The organism is Kitasatospora sp. NPDC098663, assembly GCF_044760075.1.
Classification (GTDB): domain Bacteria; phylum Actinomycetota; class Actinomycetes; order Streptomycetales; family Streptomycetaceae; genus Kitasatospora.
In genome coordinates this window covers 99,882-117,240 of the sequence record NZ_JBIWAP010000026.1, presented here as the reverse complement: position 1 = coordinate 117,240, position 17,359 = coordinate 99,882, and the positions used below count along the sequence as shown (strand labels likewise).

Here is a 17,359-nt window from a genome sequence, read left to right as displayed (position 1 = left end):
CCGAATGGCGCCGGGTGCACACTGGCAGCAGGGTGGGCAGGGCCACCGGCTGGGCCTTATGCCCCGAAAAGAAACAATCACAAGTCCCGAACGCAGCGGCTCGCAGGGACCGCCTGCATGCAACACTGGTCTAGACAACATGGCCGCTTACCCGAGCACGGCCGTAACCAGCTTCACCGGAAAGGCACGTCTCATGGCTGAGCGCCGCGTCACCATCGGTTGGGCCGAGGGCCTGCACGCCCGTCCCGCCTCCGTCTTCGTCCGGGCCGTCACGGCCACCGGCGTGCCGATCACCATCGCCAAGCCCGGCGGCAACCCCGTCAACGCCGCCTCCATGCTCGGCCTGCTCGCCCTCGGCGCCCAGGGCGGCGACGAGGTCGTCCTCGCCTCCGACGCCGACAACGCCGACGACGCCCTCGACCGCCTCGCCAAGCTCGTCCAGGAAGGCCTCGACGAGCTCCCGGCCGCGGCCTGAGCCGACTCGACCGACGGAAGCGCCCGGCAGTCCTAACACTGCCGGGCGCTTCTGTACGCGGAATCGATCGCATCCACACCATCGAGCGAACTGGTGAGCGATCGCGCTCCTTCGGCGATCGATCGCACAAATGCTCGCCGCATGACGTTCTTCGACCTCGAACGACCCGAGCACGCCTACATGTTCGCCTTCCTCCAGGCGGACGGACACCTCACCGAGCAGTCCCGCAACCGCGGCCGGCTCTCCGTGGAACTCTCCGCGCGCGACGCGCCCATCCTGGAGGAGTTCCAGCGGCTCTGCCCGCACAACAGCAGCATCCGCTATCGGACGCGCAGCACGAACTTCAAGGCGGACCACACGTCGGTGATGTGGACCGTCTGCGCCCGGGAGTTCCGCGAGGAGTTGCAGGGCCTCGGCCTGCCGGTGGGGCGGAAGTCCGAGATCGTCGCGCCGCCGAGCGTGCCGTTCTCCGAGCGCGACTACCTGCGCGGCCTCATCGACGCCGACGGCTCGGTCGGCCTCACGTCCAGGGATCTGCCCTTCATCAGCCTGGCCACCAAGAGCGACGCGGCGGCCGTCTTCACTGCCCTCTATGCAGAACGCCTCTGCGGGGCCCGGCGCAAGCTCAACCGCAACAAACGCGACAACATCTACAACATCATCTTCCTCAACGAGGCCGCCGTGGCCCTGGCTACCGACCTCTACTACCCGGGCTGCCTGGCGCTGCCCCGCAAGCAGGCCGGTGCCGATCGGGTCAGCGGGTGGGTTCGTCCACCGACCATGGGATTCGCACCCCCTCGGCGCAGCTGGACCCCGGAGGAGGACGAGGTGATCCTCACGGCACCAAGCATGGAGACGGCCTCCGCGCACCTGGGACGAACGCTCAAGAGCTGCAAGATCCGTCACTGGCGACTTGTCGGCCCCAAACGTCCGAGAGTCTTTCCGCAGCGGTGACGGCGGCCCCCGGCTTCGCCGGGGGCCGCCTCGTTCGATCAACCCTTCACGCAGACGACCTGCATGAGGTGGGCGATCGGCTCGACGAGATCGGTCTGCTGCGCCATGACCTTCTCGATCGACTTGTACGCACCCGGGATCTCGTCCACGACACCACTGTCCTTGCGGCACTCCACGCCCTTGGTCTGCTCCACCAGGTCCTGCGTGGAGAACCGCTTCTTCGCCGCACTGCGGCTCATCTTGCGGCCGGCACCGTGCGAGGCCGAGTTGAACGACGCCTCGTTGCCCAGCCCGCGCACGATGTACGAACCGGTCGCCATGGAGCCCGGGATGATGCCGTAGTCGCCGGTCCGGGCGCGAATCGCGCCCTTGCGGGTCACCAGCAGGTCCTGGCCGTCGTACCGCTCCTCCGCCACGTAGTTGTGGTGGCAGCTGATCTCGTCCTCGAAGGTCACCTTCGTCTTCGGGAGCTCGCGGCGTACGACGTCCTTGAGGAGCGCCATCATGATCGAGCGGTTGTGCAGCGCGTATTCCTGCGCCCAGAACAGGTCCTGCCGGTAGGCCGCCATCTGCGGGGTCTCCGAGATGAACACCGCGAGGTCACGGTCGATCAGCCCCTGGTTGTGCGGCAGCGACCGGGCCACACCCATGTGGTACTCGGCCAGTTCCTTGCCGATTCCACGAGAACCGGAATGCAGCGTCAGCCAAACACTTTTCTTATCATCGACACATAGTTCAATGTGGTGATTCCCTCCCCCGAGCGTCCCCATCTGCTGCATCGCCCGCTCGCGGCGCCACTTGACCTCCCCGGCCACGCCGTCGAAGCGGTGCCAGAAGTCGTCCCAGCCCGCCGTCCGGAGGCCGTGCAGCTTGGTCGGGTCGACGGGGTCGGTGTGGAGGCCGCGGCCGACCGGGATGGCCTGCTCGATCTTGGAACGGAGGCGGGACAGGTCGTCGGGGAGGTCCTCGGCGGTGAGGGAGGTCTTCACCGCGCTCATTCCGCAGCCGATGTCGACGCCGACCGCCGCCGGGCAGACGGCGCCCTTCATGGCGATGACGGAACCGACGGTCGCGCCCTTGCCCAGGTGGACGTCGGGCATCACGGCGAGGCCGTGCAGCCAGGGCAGGGAGCTGATGTTGCGCAGCTGCTGCAGGGCCTGGCCCTCGACGGTGGCCGGGTCGGTCCACATCCGGATCGGGACCCGGATTCCGGGCACCTCGGTGTACGTCATGGTTGAACGACCTCCAGCGGTCAGGTGGTTCGGGCAAGGGGGTGCCGCGCGCAGAAGCCCGGTGCGGCTCGGGGAAGTTCGGGGGTGGGGCTCAGACGCCCTGGGCACAGAGGGAGGACGGCCTCGGGGAGCGTCGGCGTATGGCTCGCTCGACCCGCATGGTGACCGCCTCCCTTCGTTCGTCGTCGTTCGTCCGTGTGTGCCGGGGATATCTATCCACGGAACGCCGCTGGCCCGCAACGGATTTAACAACGCGACGGCCCGGCGGAGCGGGTGCTCCACCGGGCCGCACGGGAAACGCCGGGTCAGCTGACGACGGTGACCTCGCCGATGCCGAGGGCCCGCACGTCGTCGGCGATGACGGCGGCGTCGCCGACCAGCACGGTGACCAGGCGGTCCGGCGGGAAGGCGGCGACGACGGCCTCGGTGGCGGCGGCGGTGGGCAGTTCGGCGAGCTGCCGGTAGACCTCGGCCTGGTAGTCGTCCGCGAGGTACTGCTCGACCTGGTCGGCCAGGGTGCCGGCGACCGAGCCCGCGGTCTCGTACTTCAGCGGGGCGACGCCGACCAGGAACTGCACGGCCTCGTCGCGCTCGGCGTCGGTGAGGCCCTCGGCGGCGAGGGTGCGCAGGATGGTCCAGGTGTCGGCGAGCGCCGGGGCGGTGGAGGCGGTGTCCACCGAGCCGCTGATGGCGAGCAGCGAGCGACCGCTGCCGTCGGCGGCGGAGCGCAGCGGCTGGGCGAAGGAGCGGACGCCGTAGGTGTAGCCCTTCTCCTCGCGCAGGACGCGGTCGAGGCGGGAGGTGAGAGTGCCGCCGAGGCAGTAGGTGCCGAGGATCTGGGCGGCCCAGACGGGGTCGTGGCGGTCGGGGCCGATGCGGCCGATGAGGAGTTGGGTCTGGACGGAGCCGGGGCGGTCGACGATGACGACGCGGCCGCGGTCGTCGGCGGTGACCGGGGCGTGGGCGGAGGCTTCGGCGGTGTTGCCGGTCCAGGTGCCCAGGGTGCTCTCCAGGAGGGCGGGCAGGTCGGTGCCGGTGAGGTCGCCGACCACGACGACGGTGGCGGTGGCGGGGCGCACGTGGGCGTCGTAGAAGGCCTTGACGGCGGCCCGGTCGATGGCCTTGACCGTGTCGGCGGTGCCGCTGCGGGGCCGGGAGAGGCGGTCGGCGCCGTCGAAGAGCTCGGCGTAGAGGGCCTTGGCGGCGCGCCGGGCGGGGTTGGCCTGCTCGTGGACGATCTCGTCGAGGCGGTTGGCGACGAGGCGCTCGATCTCGTCCTCGGGGAGGGCGGGGGCGCGCAGGGCGTCGGCGAGCAGGGAGAGGCCGCGCTGCAGGCGGGAGGCGGGGACCTCCAGGGAGACGCGGATGCAGGGGTGGTCGGCGTGGGCGTCGAGGGTGGCGCCGGCGCGTTCGAGTTCGGCGGCGTACTCCTCGGCGGTGAGGGTGTCGGTGCCTTCGCTGAGCGCACGGGCGAGGATGGCGGCGATGCCGTCGAGGCCGTCGGGTTCGGCGGCGAGCGGGGCGTCGAGGAGGACCTCGACGGCGACGAGCTGCTGGCCGGGCCGGTGGCAGTGCAGGACGGTGATGCCGTTGCCGAGAGCGGCGCGCTCGGGGGCGGGGAAGGCCCAGGGGCCGGGGGTGCCGGGCTCGGGCTGGGGGTGGAACGTCATGGCGGGGACGTAGTCGGTGCTCATGCGGCGGCACCCTCCTCATCGGTGGCGGCGGGGGCGTCGGTGTCGTCGGCCGTGGTGGGCTCGTAGACGAGGACGGCCCGGTTGTCGGGGTGGAGCCGGGCCTTGGCGACGGCCTGGACCTCCTCGGCGGTGATGTCGAGGACCTTGGGGAGGGCGTCGTTGAGGAGCTTGGGGTCGCCGAACAGGACGGCGTAGCGGCAGAGTTCGTCGGCGCGGCCGGCGACGGTGGTGAGCCGGTCGAGCCATTCGCGCTCGATCTGGGCCTGGGCCCGTTCGAGTTCCTCGGGGGTGGGGCCTTCGGCGGCGAAGCGGGCGAGTTCGTCGTCGACGGCGGCGTCGATCTGCTCGATGGTGGCGTCGCCGGAGGTCTTGACGTCGAGCCAGCCGAGGCTGGGGGCGCCGGCGAGGCGGAGCAGGCCGAAGCCGGCGGCGACGGCGGTGCGGTCGCGGCGGACGAGCCGGTTGTAGAGGCGGCTGGACTCGCCGCTGCCGAGGATGGTGAGGGCCAGGTCGGCGGCGTCGGCGTCGCGGGTGCCGTCGTGCGGGAGGCGGTAGGCGGCCATCAGGGCGCGGGAGGGGACGTCCTCGTGGACGTGCTCGCGCAGTTCGCTGCCGATGGTGTCGGGGAGTTCGCCGGAGCGCGGCGGCTGCTTGCCGTCGTGGGCGGGGATGCTGCCGAAGTACTTCTCGACCCAGGCGATGGTCTGCTCGGGGTCGATGTCGCCGACGACGGTGAGGACGGCGTTGTTGGGCGCGTAGTAGGTGCGGAAGAACGCGCGGGCGTCGTCGAGGGTGGCGGCGTCGAGGTCGGCCATGGAGCCGATCGGGGTGTGGTGGTACGGGTGGCCGTCGGGGAACGAGAGCGCGGTGAGCTTCTCGAAGGCGGTGCCGTAGGGGACGTTGTCGTAGCGCTGGCGGCGCTCGTTCTTGACGACGTCGCGCTGGTTCTCCATGGACGTCTCGTCGAGGGCGGCGAGCAGCGAGCCCATGCGGTCGGCCTCCAGCCAGAGGGCGAGCTCCAGCTGGTGGGCGGGCATGGTCTCGAAGTAGTTGGTGCGCTCGAAGCTGGTGGTGCCGTTGAGCGAGCCGCCGGCGCCCTGGACGAGCTCGAAGTGCCCGTTGTTGGAGACGTTGGCGGAGCCCTGGAACATGAGGTGCTCGAAGAGGTGGGCGAGGCCGGTGCGGCCCTTGACCTCGTGGCGGGAGCCCACGTCGTACCAGAGGCAGACCGCGGCGACCGGGGTGAGGTGGTCCTCGGAGAGGACGACGCGCAGGCCGTTGGCCAGGCGGTGCTCGGTGATGGCGATGGCAGCGCCATGTCCTCCGGTGGAGGCGGATGCGGGGGCCGGGTTGGCCATGCGCTCGGGTCCTTCCCGTCGTCGATGTCGGGGTTCGTGTGGCGTCCCCCATTGTGGTGCAACGCGCGGGGGGCGTGTTCGTGTCCCGCGCAGACAGGGCGTTCGCCAGGGGCGGAAGAGGGGCGCTGGCCGGGAGTGTCGGCGCGAGGGTCCACAATGGGGGCGCCGAGCCCTGTTGACGGGGGTCGGCGGATGGACGTCAGAGACTGACCGAGACACAGCAAGCGAGACGTAAGGGAGCCCCGCCGCGATGGCCCGCCGCAGTTCGCAGACCCCGCCGCCCGGAGACTTCGAGGAGCGGATCCTCGATGTCGACGTCGTGGACGAGATGCAGGGCTCCTTCCTGGAGTACGCCTACTCGGTGATCTACTCGCGTGCGCTTCCGGACGCGCGGGACGGTCTGAAGCCGGTGCACCGCCGGATCCTGTACCAGGCCAACGAGATGGGCCTGCGGCCGGACCGCGCGCACGTGAAGTGCGCCCGTGTGGTGGGCGAGGTGATGGGCCGGCTGCACCCGCACGGCGACGCGTCGATCTACGACTCGGTCGTCCGGATGGCGCAGCCGTTCTCGATGCGGCTGCCGCTGATCGACGGGCACGGGAACTTCGGTTCGCTGGGCAACGACGACCCGCCGGCGGCGATGCGCTACACGGAGTCGCGGCTGACGGCGGCGTCGATGGCGATGGTGGAGTCGATCCACGAGGACACCGTCGACTTCGGTCCGAACTACGACGGCAGCGAGCAGGAGCCGTTGGCGCTGCCGGCGGCGTTCCCGAACCTGCTGGTGAACGGCGCGACGGGCATCGCGGTCGGCATGGCGACGAACATGCCGCCGCACAACCTGTCCGAGGTGGTGGCGGCGGCCCGGCACCTGATCAAGCACCCGACCGCGGACCTGGACACGCTGATGCGGTTCGTGCCCGGTCCGGACCTGCCGACGGGCGGGCGGATCGTGGGCCTGTCGGGGATCCGGGACGCGTACGAGTCGGGCCGCGGCACGTTCAAGATCCGGGCGACGACGACGGTGGAGGCGGTGACGGCGCGCCGCAAGGGCATCGTGGTGACCGAGCTGCCGTACAACGTCGGCCCGGAGAAGGTCATTTCGAAGATCAAGGACCTGGTCAACGCGAAGAAGCTGCAGGGCATCGCGGACGTCAAGGACCTGACCGACCGCGAGCACGGGCTGCGGCTGGTGATCGAGGTGAAGAACGGCTTCGTGCCGGAGGCGCTGCTGGAGCAGCTGTACAAGCTGACGCCGATGGAGGAGACCTTCGGCATCAACAACGTGGCGCTGGTGGACGGCCAGCCGCTGACGCTGGGGCTGAAGGAGCTGCTGGAGGTCTACGTCGACCACCGGTTCACCGTGGTGCGGCGGCGCAGTGACTTCCGCCGGCGCAAGCGGGAGGAGCGGCTGCACCTGGTCGATGGTCTGCTGGTCGCGCTGCTCGACATCGACGAGGTCATCGCGATCATCCGGTCGAGTGACAACGCGGGGCAGGCGAAGGAGCGCCTGATGGAGCGCTTCTCGCTGTCGGAGACGCAGACGGCGTACATCCTGGACACTCCGCTGCGGCGGCTGACCCGGTTCGACCGGGTGGAGCTGGAGCAGGAGAAGGCGAAGCTGAACGCGGAGATCGCGGAGCTGACCGAGATCCTGGACTCGGACTCCCGGCTGCGCAGTGTGGTGTCGTCCGAACTCGCCGCGGTGGCGAAGCAGTTCGGGACGGAGCGGCGCACGGTGCTGCTGGAGGCGGGAGCGGCGCCGTCGGCGGCGCTGTCGGTGCCGCTGGAGGTGGCGGACGACCCGTGCCGGGTGCTGCTGTCGTCGACGGGCCTGCTGGCGCGGACGGCGGACGGGGAGCCGTTCGAGCTGTCGGAGAAGCGGTCGAAGCACGATGTGATCGTGTCGGCGGTGCCGGCGACGGCGCGGGCGGATGTGGGTGTGGTGACGTCGGCGGGCCGGGTGCTGCGGCTGCCGGTGATCGATCTGCCGGCGCTGCCGCCGACGCCGTCGCCGACGCTGGCCGGCGGGGCGGCGGTGGGCGAGTTCCTGCGGTTGGAGGCCGGGGAGCGGGCGCTGGCGCTGACCACGCTGGACGAGTCCTCTCCGGGGCTGGCGCTGGGCACGGCGCAGGGCGTGGTGAAGCGGGTGGTGCCGGAATGGCCGGCGAACAAGGACGAGTTCGAGGTGATCGCCCTCAAGGAGGGTGACGAGCTGGTGGGCGCGGTCGAACTGCGCACCGGCGAGGAGGACTTGGTCTTCATCGCTTCGGACGCGCAGTTGCTGCGCTACCCGGCGGGGCAGGTGCGCCCGCAGGGCCGTCCGGCGGGCGGCATGGCGGGGATCAAGCTCTCCGACGGGGCGCGGGTGCTGTCGTTCACGGCGGTGGATCCGGCGGCGGACGCGGTGGTGGTCTCGGTGGCGGGGGCGTCGGGGACGCTGACCGGCGAGGAGCAGACGTCGTGGAAGGTGACGCCGTTCGAGCAGTACCCGCGCAAGGGCAGGGCGACGGGCGGCGTGCGCTGCCAGCGCTTCCTGCGCGGCGAGGACGGTCTGACGTTCGCCTGGGCGGGCGTGGCCCCGGCCCGGGCGGCGTCCGACAAGGGCGCACCGGTGGACCTGCCGGAGCGCGACCCGCGCCGTGACGGTTCGGGCACGCCGGTGACGGCGCCGATCGCGGTGGTGGCCGGCCCGGCGTAGGGCGCGGACGCAGTGGAGGAGGGGTGCCGGAGCCGTCCGGCGCCCCTCCTTCGTCGTTCCGGGGCGCGGCGGGTGCCGAGGGTAGCCTTGCCCGGGTGAGCACCTGTACGACGCTGTCGCGTGAACTGTCGGAGCCGCTGACCGCCACCGCCGCGGTGGCGACCACCTGGCTGCTGGTGGAGCAGAACGGGCCGTGGGGCGCGAAGGCTCTCGGGGAGAGCCATCTGGACCGGGCGACGGGGCGGGCGCTGGACGCGGCCGCGGCGGGCACCGGGGTGCGGGTGGCGCTGATCCGGCGGCCGGGGCGGCACGCGGACTGCCTGCCGACGGCGCGGCACGAGGTGGTCGTGGCGCACACGGTGCCGGGTCGCGGCTGGGTGCGCCGGGCGGAGGTGGCCGATCCGGCGGAGTTGCTGGAGCTGGACTTCGCGGCGCTGGGCGGCGGCGACCACGGCGGTTTCGGGGTGGAGCACGTCGGCGGCCCGTTGGCGCTGGTGTGCACCAACGGGCGGCGGGACCGCTGCTGCGCGCTGCTGGGCCGCCCGTTGGCGGCGGAGCTGGCGGCGGCCGGGCACAGCGAGGTGTGGGAGGTGACGCACCTGGGCGGGCACCGCTTCTCCCCCACGATGCTGGTGCTGCCGTACGGCTACGCGTACGGGCGGCTGACGGCGGAGGCGGCCAAGGAGGTGCTGGCGGCGACGGCGGCCGGGCACATGGTGCCGGCCTGGTCGCGGGGCTGTTCGGGCTGGGAGCGTCCGGGTCAGGCGGCCGAGCACGCGGTGCGGCTGGCGACCGGGGAGACCGGGGTGGGCGCGCTGACGCTGACCCAGCGGCCGGACGGCGCGGGCCGTTGGCTGGTCTCGGTGCTGCACGAGGACGGCCGGGCCTGGGAGGTGGACGTGATCGAGGCGGTGAGCGAGCCGGCGCGTCCGGAGAGCTGCGGCAAGGCGGCTGGGACGCCGTCGCGGATGGACGTGCTCTCGGTGCGGGGCCGGTAGCGGGACGGCAGCGCGCCGGCAGGGTCTTCAGCGGGTCGGGGGCGCGGGCGGCCCCGCGCCCGTGGGGGTGAGCGCGGGACCGGAGCGCGTGGGCGGCCCCGCGCCTGCTGTCCACGGAGGTGCGCGGGGCCGTCACGTCGGGGGTCGGCTCAGCCGGTGACGGCCTTGCCGACGAACTCGGTGGTGTAGGTGCGGGAGAGGTCGATGGTGCCCTCCTTGCCCTTGACGTCCGGGTGGAAGGCGGCGAGCACGGCGAGGACGGTCTTGGGGCCGTCGGCCGGCATCACGCCGTCGGTGGTGAACATCGGCAGGGTCGCCTTGATCGCGGCCGCGTACTGCTCGGCGCCGCCCTGCGCGTAGTCGGCGGGCATCTTCGCGGCGATCTCCTCGGGGCTGTGCGTGGACATCCACTTGAGGGTCTTGACGAAGGCGTTGGCGAGCTTCTGGGTGGTGTCCTTGTTCTTCTCCACCCAGTCGGTGTTCATGTAGAGCGAGGACGACGGGTAGAGGCCGCCGAGGGCCTCGCGGGAGCCCTCGGGGGTGCGCATGTCGTAGAGGATCTTGCCGAGGCCCTTGTCGAGGACGTTGGCGACGGTCGGGTCGGTGGTCATCCCACCGTCGATGCTGCCCTGTTGGAGCGCGGCGATGAAGGTCTGGCCGGCGCCGACCGCGATCGGGCTGAACTCGCTGACGGCCGTGCCGTTCTTGACGGCGAGGTACTTGGTGAGGAAGTCGGTGGAGGAACCGATGCTGGTGACGCCGAGCTTCTTGCCCTTGAAATCGGCGCCGGACCTGATGGCGTCGGCCTGCTTGGTGGAGACGAGTTCGACCTCGCCGGGGGCCTGGGAGAACTGCACCACGGACTCGACGATCTTGCCCTTGGCCTGGAGGTCGATGGTGTGGTCGTAGAAGCCCACGGCGCCCTGGACGTCGCCGGCGAGCAGCGCCGTGGTGGCGTTGACGCCGGCGGGCTCGCTCATCAGCTCGACGTTGACGCCGGCGTCGGCGAAGAAGCCGAGCCGCTGGGTGAGCATCGCGGGCAGGTAGATGACCTTGTCCAGGCCACCGACCATGATCTTGACCTTGGGTCCGTCGACCTGCCGGCCGGCCGGGGCGGCGGCGCCGTGGGTGGTCGTGGCGGCGTCGTTGGCGCAGGCGGAGAGCGGGAGGAGCAGGACGGCGGCGAGGGCGGCCGCGGCGGGTCTGCCGATCGGGTTCGGGCGCATGGGTGGGGGTGCCTCTCTCTGCGAGGGGGATCAGCGGCGCAGGGGGGTCAGCCGCGCGGGGGGGGTTCACGGCGCAGGGGGTTCACGGCGCAGGGGGTGGGATTCAGCGGCCGTCGCCCGCGTCGGCGGGCTTCCAGCGGAACAGCTTCTTCTCGGCGAAGGTCAGCAGCCCCTCGGTGAGCAGCGCCACGACGGCGAGGATGGTCATGGCGGCGTACACGCCGGCCGCGTTGAAGGTGCCCTGGGCGGCGGCGACGAGCAGGCCGAGCCCCTTGGTGGCGCCGATGTACTCGCCGACGATGGCCCCGATCAGGGCGAAGCCGAAGCTGACGTGCAGGCTGGTGAAGATCCAGGTGGTGGCGGCGGGGATGACCACCTGGAGGGTGACCTTGCGGCCGTCGGCGCCGAGGATGCGGGCGTTGGAGACGAGGTTTCGGTCCACCTCGCGGGCGCCCTGGAAGGCGTTGAAGAACACCGGGAAGAACACCAGGACGACGGCGGAGGCGACCTTGGAGGCCGGGCCGAGGCCGAACCAGATCAGGAAGATCGGGGCGAGCACGATCCGCGGGATGGCGTTGAGCACCTTGATGTAGGGCCCGAACACGTCGGCCAGGAAGCGGACCCGGCCGAGCGCGATGCCGAGCAGCACACCGCAGATGACGCCGATCACCCAGCCGGTGAGGGCCTCGTAGAGGGTGTAGCCGATCTGTTCGCCGAGCGAGCCCTGCGCGGTGCCGTGGGTGATCCACTGCCAGATCTGGTTCCAGATCTTCGACGGCTGCGAGAAGTTGAACGGGTCGATGACGTCGGTGCGGGCGCAGATCTCCCACAGTCCGAGGAAGGCGACCAGGACGGCGACCCGGGCCCCGTAGACGGTCAGCCTCCGGTTGCGGGCGGCCCGTTCGCGGGCCTCGGTACGGCTGGCGGGGGCGGCCGCCGGGGGCTTGTCGGTGACGGCCGACGCGGTCTCAAGCGGCACGACCCGCTCCTCTCTCCCGGGTGATGCGTACCTCTTCGCCGAGCGAGGCCCAGATCTCGCGGTACAGCTCGACGAACCTCGGTTCCAGCCGGACGGCCTCCACGGTGCGCGGTCGTGGCAGGTCGACGGTGAAGATCTCCTTGACGGTGGCCGGTCCGGCCGTCATGACGACGACCCGGTCGGCGAGCGCGATGGCCTCGTCCAGGTCGTGGGTGACGAAGACGACCGACGCGGCGTTCCCGGAGGACCTGGTCCCGGCCCACAGCTCCAGCAGCTGGTCGGACATCAGGGCGCGGGTCTGCACGTCCAGCGCCGAGAACGGCTCGTCCATCAGCAGGATGTCCGGGTCGTTGACGAAGGTCTGGGCGAGCGCGACGCGCTTGCGCATGCCGCCGGACAGCTGGTGCGGGTAGCGGTCCTCGAAGGCGGCGAGGCCGACGCGGCCCAGCCAGTCCCGGGCCCGTTCCCTGGCCTCGGCGGTGGGCACCCCGCGGAAGCGCGGCCCGGCCATCACGTTGGACAGGACGGTGCGCCAGGGGAAGACGGCGTCCTGCTGGAAGACGAAACCGACCTTGGGGTGGATCCCGCGGACCGGCTCGCCGTCCACCCGGACCTCGCCCTCGGTGGGCTCCTCCAGGCCGCTGACCAGCGTCAGCGTGGTGGACTTGCCGCAGCCGGTGGGCCCGACGACGGCGACGAACTCGCCTTGGGCGACGGTCAGATCGAGATCGCGGACGGCGGTGTGCAGGGCCCCGGACGGGGTGCGGAACCGTTTCGTCGCGCCAGTCAGCTCGATCGCCGGGGTTGTGCTCATTCGATCCTCCCGGGTCTGTGCTTGCCCCGGAAAGGTAGGAGCGGGCCCGGCCCGGGCGGGAGCCTTCTCGGCGTACTGCGGTTTCTCCGCATTGAGGGGTGTTCTGCTCCTTTTGCTTCCGCTACAACTGCGGGGACGCGGCTGACAGAAACACGCCGGAAACGTAGGGTGTCCCGACCCTGGCGTACCCGCCCCCACAGCCGCCGAGAGGAGGCCCGGATGAAGCTGCCCCGCTGGCCCCGCCGGGTCTTCGCGCAACTGCTGCTGAGCCAGACCGTCGTCACCGTCGGTGTCACCACCGTGACCGCCGGCCTGTTCCTGGCCCCGGTCAGCAGCGAGCTGGACCACGACGCGATGCAGCGGGCGCTGTCGATCGCCCAGGCCACCGCCACCGACGAGGCGATCGCCCGAGCGGCCGACGCCCGGGACTCGGCGACCGCGCAGCGCAACGCCGAGCAGATCCGGCTGGCCACCGGCGCGAGCTTCGTGGTGGTCACCGACCTGGACGGGATCCGGCTCTCGCACACCGACCCGGGGCGGATCGGCCACCGGGTCAGCACCGATCCGGAGCCGGCGCTCAGCGGGCTCAGCGTCACCGCGATGCAGCAGGGCACGCTGGGCCGCACCGCGCGCGGCAAGGTGCCGCTGCGGGTCGCGGACGGCCGGATCGTCGGCGAGGTGTCGGTCGGCATCAGCGACGACTCGATCCGCCGCCGGCTGCTGAAGATGCTCACCGGGATCCTGCTGTGCGCGGGCGCGGGCCTGGCCGCGGGGACGGTCGCCACGCTGGCGCTGGCCCGGCGGCTGAAGCGCCGCACCCACAACATCGCGCTGGCCGACATCTCGGCGCTGCTGGTCGAGCGGGAGGCGATGCTGCACGGCATCCGCGAGGGCATGGTGGCGCTGGACGAGCACGGTCGGATCCGGCTGGCCAACGACGAGGCGGTGCGGCTGCTCGGTCTGCCGGAGGACTGCACCGGGCGGCCGATCCACGCGGTGCTGCCGCCGGGCCGGCTGGCGGACGTGCTGACCGGGCGGATCACCGGCGCCGACCTGCCCGCGGTCCGGGACGACCGGGTGCTGGTGGTCAACCGGATGAGCACAGCCGAGGGCGGCGCGGTCGTGACGCTTCGCGACCGGACCGAACTGGAGTCGCTGGTCCGCGAGTTGGACACCACCCGAAGCCTGACCGAGGCACTGCGCGCCCAGGACCACGAGCACGCCAACCGGATGCACACCCTGCTGGGCCTGCTGGAGCTGGGCCGCCACGAGCAGGCGGTGGCGTTCATCTCGGAGCAGTCCGGTTCGCACGCGGTGGTCGCGGCGCGGATCGCCGAGCAGGTGCAGGATCCGCACGTCGCGGCGCTGCTGGCGGGCAAGACGGCGGTGGCGGGCGAACGCGGGGTGCGGCTGGCGCTGGCCCCGGCGGCGCACCTGCCGGACGCGGTGGTGGACGCGCGGGCGCTGGTGACGGTGCTCGGCAATCTGATCGACAACGCGGTGGACGCGCTCGCGGCGGGTGGGGGCGGGCGGCTGGAGGTGACGCTGGCGGCGGCCGGCTCCACGCTGCTGCTCCAGGTCGCGGACAGCGGCCCGGGCGTGCCGGAGGAGCTGCGCGAGCAGGTCTTCGAGGAGGGGTGGACCAGCAAGGACGCGCCCGCGCACCGTCCGCGCGGGCTGGGGCTGGCGATGGTGCGGCGGCTGGTCGAACGGACCGGCGGCCGGATCGTGCTCGACGCGGGACCGCTCGGCGGCGCCCGGTTCACGGTCGAGCTGCCCGAGGCCCTGCTCACCACTCAGCTCGTGGAGGCCTGATGATCGACGTACTCGTGGTGGACGACGACTTCCGGGTCGCGGACGTGCACGCCGCGTACGTGGCCAAGGTGCCGGGCTTCCGGGTGACCGGCACCGCGCACTCGGCCGGGGAGGCGCTGGCCGCGCTGGAGCGCCGCCCGGTGGACCTGCTGCTGCTCGACCACCACCTGCCGGACGAGACCGGCCTGGCGCTGGTGCGCCGGCTGCGGGATCGGCAGGTGGCCTGCGACGTGATGATGGTGACGGCCGCCCGGGACGTGTCGACGGTGCACGCCGCGATGCAGCACGGCGCGCTGCAGTACCTGGTCAAGCCGTTCACCTTCGCCGGCCTGCGGGACAAGCTGGTCGCGTACGCGCAGCTGCGGCACGCGCTGGCCGGCCCGGCGGCCCGGGAGGCCGGCCAGGACGAGGTGGACCGGCTGTTCGCCACCCTGCGCAGCGCCGCCGCCCCGGCCGGCCCGCTGCCGAAGGGGCACTCGGCGCCCACCACCGACCTGGTGCTGGGGGTGCTGCGCCAGGCGGGCCGCCCGCTGTCCGCGCAGGAGGTCGCGGACGCCACCGGGCTCAGCCGCTCGACGGCGCAGCGCTACCTCAAGCAGCTGGAGCGGGACAGCCGGCTGCGGCTGACCCTGCGCTACGGCGACACCGGCCGCCCCGAGCACCGCTACGGCCTGGCGGTCCGGGCCTGACACCGCGCCCGGACGTGGGGGAACCCCGGCGGCCCCAGGCCCGCCGGGGTTCCCCGGGGCGCGGCGCTCAGGCCGCGCCCGCACCGGTGAGGGCGCGTACCTCCAGCTCGGCGAAGCGGTCCGCGTCGGCCGGCTCGGGCGAGGTGATCGTCCCGATCCAGCCGGCCAGGAAGCCGAGCGGGATGGAGATGATGCCGGGGTTCTCCAGCGGGAACCAGTGGAAGTCGACGCCGGGGAAGAGCGCCACCTTGGTGCCGGAGACCACCGGGGAGAAGACGACCAGCACGATCGCCGGGACCAGTCCGCCGTACACCGACCAGACCGCGCCGCGGGTGGTGAACCGCGACCAGAACAGGCTGTACAGCAGGACGGGCAGGTTGCTGGAGGCCGCCACCGCGAAGGCCAGGCCGACCAGGAAGGCGACGTTCAGCTGCTGGGCGTAGAGGCTGATCGCGATCGCGGCCGCGCCGATCCCGACGGCCGCGAACCGTGCCACCCAGACCTCCTGGCGCTCGCTGGCCTCGCCCGTCGGCTCGGTCTCCGCCGCGGCCCCCGGCCGGGAGGCCGGGACGGCGGCGCGCCGCCGGAAGGGGCGCCGCCGCGGCCGGCCGCGCCAGGCGCCGGCCCAGATGTCGTGGGCGAAGGCCGCCGAGGAGGCCAGGGTGAGCCCGGCGACCACGGCGAGGATGGTGGCGAAGGCGATCGCCGAGATCAGCGCGAACAGCACCACCCCGCCGGTGCTGCCGTTGCCGCCGCCGAGCACCAGGGCGAGCAGCGGGACGGCGGTGTTCCCGGCCGAGTTGGCGTGCCGCACCTCCGCCGAGCCGACCAGCGCGGTCGCGCCCAGGCCGAGCGCGATGGCCATCAGGTAGAAGCCGCCGACCAGGCCGATCGCCCACATCGTGGAACGACGGGCGGCCCGCGCGGTGGGCACGGTGTAGAAGCGGGACAGGATGTGCGGCAGTCCGGCGGTGCCGAGCACCAGGGCGAGGCCCAGGCTGAAGAAGTCGAGCCGACTGGTGAAGGTGGCGCCGTACTTGAGGCCGGGTTCGAGGTAGCGCCGCCCGGCGCCGCTGTGCTGGGCGGCCTGGCGCATCAGCTCGCCGACGTCGCCGTGGAAGCGGACCATCAGCAGCACGGTGAGCAGCACCGAGCCGGCGATCAGCAGGAAGGCCTTGACGATCTGGATCCAGGTGGTAGCCCGCATCCCGCCGATCGTGACGTAGACGATCATCAGTCCGCCGACGGCGACGATGGTCCAGGTCCGGGCCTGGGCGCTGTTGGTGCCGAGCAGCAGGGCGACCAGCGAGCCCGCGCCGACCATCTGGGCGACCAGGTAGAGCAGGGTGACGACGACGCTGGCGCCACCGGCCGCGGCCCGGACCTTGCGGCGGCGCAGCCGCAGCGCGAGCACGTCGGCGAGGGTGTACCGGCCGGCGTTGCGGACCAGTTCGGCGACCAGCATCAGCACCACCAGCCAGGCGACCAGGAAGCCGATGCTGTAGAGCACGCCGTCGTAGCCGTACAGCGCGATCAGCCCGGCGACGCCGAGGAAGGAGGCGGCGGAGAGGTAGTCGCCGGAGAGCGCGAAGCCGTTCTGCAGCGGGGTGAAGTCGCGGCCGCCGGCGTAGAAGTCCTCGGTGGCGCTGCCCCGGCGGCCGACCCAGAGGGTGATCGCCAGGGTGACCAGGACGACGACGGCGAACAGCGCGATCGCGAGGTCGTGGTGGTCGCCGGTGGGGGCGACGGGGGGCGGGGTGGCGGTCGTCATCGTGGTCGTCGCCGCGGTCGTGATCGTGGTCGTCATCGCAGCTGGTCCTGGGTGTCCCAGCGCAGGCCCAGGGCGGCGCGGTCGCGCTTGGTCCGGGCGTTGCGGGCGTAGAGCCAGGTGAGCAGGAAGGTCGAGGCGAACTGCAGCAGGCCCAGCAGCCAGGCCACGTTGAGCGGGCCGGCCACCTGGCTGCGCATCAGGCCGGGGGCGGCGGCCTGCGCGGCGACGTACATCAGGAACCAGCCGAGGAAGGCTCCGCTGACCGGGAAGACGAACGAGCGGTAGCTGCGGCGGATGTCCTGGAAGGCGTCGCTGCGCTGGACGGCCCGGTACACCTCGGTGCTGTCGGTGGCGGGCACCAGGGGCCGGGGGGCGGCCGCCGGTTCGACGGCGGGCTGGGCGGGGGCGGCGGCCCGGACGGGCGCCCGCTCGGCCGGTACCGGCTGGACCGCGCGGCTGGGGGCCGACTGGGCCGGTACCGCCGGGTGGCCGGGCACGTCCGGCCGGTCGGAGGCGGTGGCGGCGGCCGGAGCGGCCCACCAGTCAAATCGCTGCCCCTGTCCGGGACTGCTCGTCTGCTGCTGTGGCACAACTGCTCCTGGACCGGCGGGCACTCTGACCCCAACCATGATGGCGGCCGCCGGACAGCCCCT

The 17,359-nt window shown here is 72.3% G+C and carries 14 protein-coding genes; 6 read left to right on the top strand and 8 right to left on the bottom strand.

The window, feature by feature from the left end:
- Nucleotides 1-193 precede the first annotated feature (193 nt).
- Entirely contained in the window at nucleotides 194-475 is a 282-nt protein-coding gene (locus ACIQVZ_RS26610) for an HPr family phosphocarrier protein (RefSeq protein WP_350880074.1), read from the top strand.
- 141 nt (nucleotides 476-616) lie between these two features.
- Complete coding sequence (locus tag ACIQVZ_RS26605; protein WP_402453279.1) at nucleotides 617-1,429, top strand: LAGLIDADG family homing endonuclease; 813 nt, start codon at nucleotides 617-619, stop codon at nucleotides 1,427-1,429.
- Between the two features lie 38 nt (nucleotides 1,430-1,467).
- On the opposite strand, the gene ACIQVZ_RS26600 is transcribed toward ACIQVZ_RS26605, so the two are convergent.
- The 3 genes from ACIQVZ_RS26600 to ACIQVZ_RS26590 form a co-directional block, all read right to left on the bottom strand.
- Nucleotides 1,468-2,661: an RtcB family protein gene (locus ACIQVZ_RS26600; protein ID WP_350880078.1), complete on the bottom strand. Its 1,194-nt coding sequence runs from the start codon at nucleotides 2,659-2,661 to the stop codon at nucleotides 1,468-1,470.
- Between the two features lie 305 nt (nucleotides 2,662-2,966).
- The gene (locus tag ACIQVZ_RS26595) at nucleotides 2,967-4,331 is read right to left on the bottom strand and encodes a pitrilysin family protein (protein ID WP_350880226.1); all 1,365 of its coding nucleotides are present in this window, start codon (nucleotides 4,329-4,331) and stop codon (nucleotides 2,967-2,969) included.
- A gap of 20 nt (nucleotides 4,332-4,351) precedes the next feature.
- Nucleotides 4,352-5,713 carry a pitrilysin family protein gene (locus ACIQVZ_RS26590; RefSeq protein ID WP_350880080.1) on the bottom strand — a complete coding sequence of 454 codons (1,362 nt, stop codon included), beginning with the start codon at nucleotides 5,711-5,713 and terminating at the stop codon, nucleotides 4,352-4,354.
- Nucleotides 5,714-5,963: 250 nt separating this feature from the next.
- Between ACIQVZ_RS26590 and ACIQVZ_RS26585 the strand changes: the two genes are divergently transcribed.
- Nucleotides 5,964-8,414: a DNA topoisomerase IV subunit A gene (locus ACIQVZ_RS26585; protein ID WP_350880082.1), complete on the top strand. Its 2,451-nt coding sequence runs from the start codon at nucleotides 5,964-5,966 to the stop codon at nucleotides 8,412-8,414.
- Between the two features lie 95 nt (nucleotides 8,415-8,509).
- Nucleotides 8,510-9,412 (top strand): sucrase ferredoxin, encoded by a 903-nt coding sequence (locus ACIQVZ_RS26580; RefSeq protein ID WP_402453277.1) that lies wholly within the window; start codon nucleotides 8,510-8,512, stop codon nucleotides 9,410-9,412.
- A 149-nt stretch (nucleotides 9,413-9,561) separates the two neighbouring features.
- On the opposite strand, the gene ACIQVZ_RS26575 is transcribed toward ACIQVZ_RS26580, so the two are convergent.
- The 3 genes from ACIQVZ_RS26575 to ACIQVZ_RS26565 form a co-directional block, all read right to left on the bottom strand.
- Nucleotides 9,562-10,638: an ABC transporter substrate-binding protein gene (locus tag ACIQVZ_RS26575; protein WP_350880086.1), complete on the bottom strand. Its 1,077-nt coding sequence runs from the start codon at nucleotides 10,636-10,638 to the stop codon at nucleotides 9,562-9,564.
- Nucleotides 10,639-10,741: 103 nt separating this feature from the next.
- The gene (locus ACIQVZ_RS26570; protein WP_350880088.1) at nucleotides 10,742-11,617 is read right to left on the bottom strand and encodes an ABC transporter permease; all 876 of its coding nucleotides are present in this window, start codon (nucleotides 11,615-11,617) and stop codon (nucleotides 10,742-10,744) included.
- On the bottom strand, nucleotides 11,607-12,431 hold the full coding sequence (locus tag ACIQVZ_RS26565) for an ABC transporter ATP-binding protein (protein WP_063349366.1): 825 nt from the start codon (nucleotides 12,429-12,431) through the stop codon (nucleotides 11,607-11,609). The genes ACIQVZ_RS26570 and ACIQVZ_RS26565 overlap by 11 nt, the downstream gene beginning before the upstream one ends.
- A 219-nt stretch (nucleotides 12,432-12,650) precedes the next feature.
- On the opposite strand from ACIQVZ_RS26565, the gene ACIQVZ_RS26560 reads away from it, so the two are divergent.
- Together ACIQVZ_RS26560 and ACIQVZ_RS26555 are read left to right on the top strand one after the other, a co-directional pair.
- Nucleotides 12,651-14,246, top strand: a complete 1,596-nt coding sequence (locus tag ACIQVZ_RS26560; protein ID WP_350880090.1) for a sensor histidine kinase — start codon at nucleotides 12,651-12,653, stop codon at nucleotides 14,244-14,246.
- On the top strand, nucleotides 14,246-14,935 hold the full coding sequence (locus ACIQVZ_RS26555) for a response regulator (protein WP_402453276.1): 690 nt from the start codon (nucleotides 14,246-14,248) through the stop codon (nucleotides 14,933-14,935). The genes ACIQVZ_RS26560 and ACIQVZ_RS26555 overlap by 1 nt, the downstream gene beginning before the upstream one ends.
- Nucleotides 14,936-15,002: 67 nt before the next feature.
- Here ACIQVZ_RS26555 and ACIQVZ_RS26550 read toward each other — a convergent pair whose 3' ends face one another.
- Entirely contained in the window at nucleotides 15,003-16,706 is a 1,704-nt protein-coding gene (locus ACIQVZ_RS26550) for a cation acetate symporter (protein ID WP_402453296.1), read from the bottom strand.
- A 32-nt stretch (nucleotides 16,707-16,738) separates the two neighbouring features.
- Nucleotides 16,739-17,296 (bottom strand): DUF485 domain-containing protein, encoded by a 558-nt coding sequence (locus tag ACIQVZ_RS26545; protein WP_350880094.1) that lies wholly within the window; start codon nucleotides 17,294-17,296, stop codon nucleotides 16,739-16,741.
- Nucleotides 17,297-17,359: the final 63 nt, after the last annotated feature.

Excerpts from the sequence above, each read along its gene's own strand:
- ACIQVZ_RS26590 (WP_350880080.1), bottom strand. The coding sequence starts at position 5,713 with ATGGCCAACCCGGCCCCCGCATCCGCCTCCACCGGAGGACATGGCGCT.
- ACIQVZ_RS26550 (WP_402453296.1), bottom strand. The coding sequence starts at position 16,706 with ATGACGACCGCCACCCCGCCCCCCGTCGCCCCCACCGGCGACCACCAC.
- ACIQVZ_RS26565 (WP_063349366.1), bottom strand. The coding sequence starts at position 12,431 with ATGAGCACAACCCCGGCGATCGAGCTGACTGGCGCGACGAAACGGTTC.
- ACIQVZ_RS26595 (WP_350880226.1), bottom strand. The coding sequence starts at position 4,331 with ATGACGTTCCACCCCCAGCCCGAGCCCGGCACCCCCGGCCCCTGGGCC.
- ACIQVZ_RS26610 (WP_350880074.1), top strand. The coding sequence starts at position 194 with ATGGCTGAGCGCCGCGTCACCATCGGTTGGGCCGAGGGCCTGCACGCC.
- ACIQVZ_RS26560 (WP_350880090.1), top strand. The coding sequence starts at position 12,651 with ATGAAGCTGCCCCGCTGGCCCCGCCGGGTCTTCGCGCAACTGCTGCTG.
- ACIQVZ_RS26575 (WP_350880086.1), bottom strand. The coding sequence starts at position 10,638 with ATGCGCCCGAACCCGATCGGCAGACCCGCCGCGGCCGCCCTCGCCGCC.
- ACIQVZ_RS26605 (WP_402453279.1), top strand. The coding sequence starts at position 617 with ATGACGTTCTTCGACCTCGAACGACCCGAGCACGCCTACATGTTCGCC.
- ACIQVZ_RS26600 (WP_350880078.1), bottom strand. The coding sequence starts at position 2,661 with ATGACGTACACCGAGGTGCCCGGAATCCGGGTCCCGATCCGGATGTGG.
- ACIQVZ_RS26555 (WP_402453276.1), top strand. The coding sequence starts at position 14,246 with ATGATCGACGTACTCGTGGTGGACGACGACTTCCGGGTCGCGGACGTG.
- ACIQVZ_RS26585 (WP_350880082.1), top strand. The coding sequence starts at position 5,964 with ATGGCCCGCCGCAGTTCGCAGACCCCGCCGCCCGGAGACTTCGAGGAG.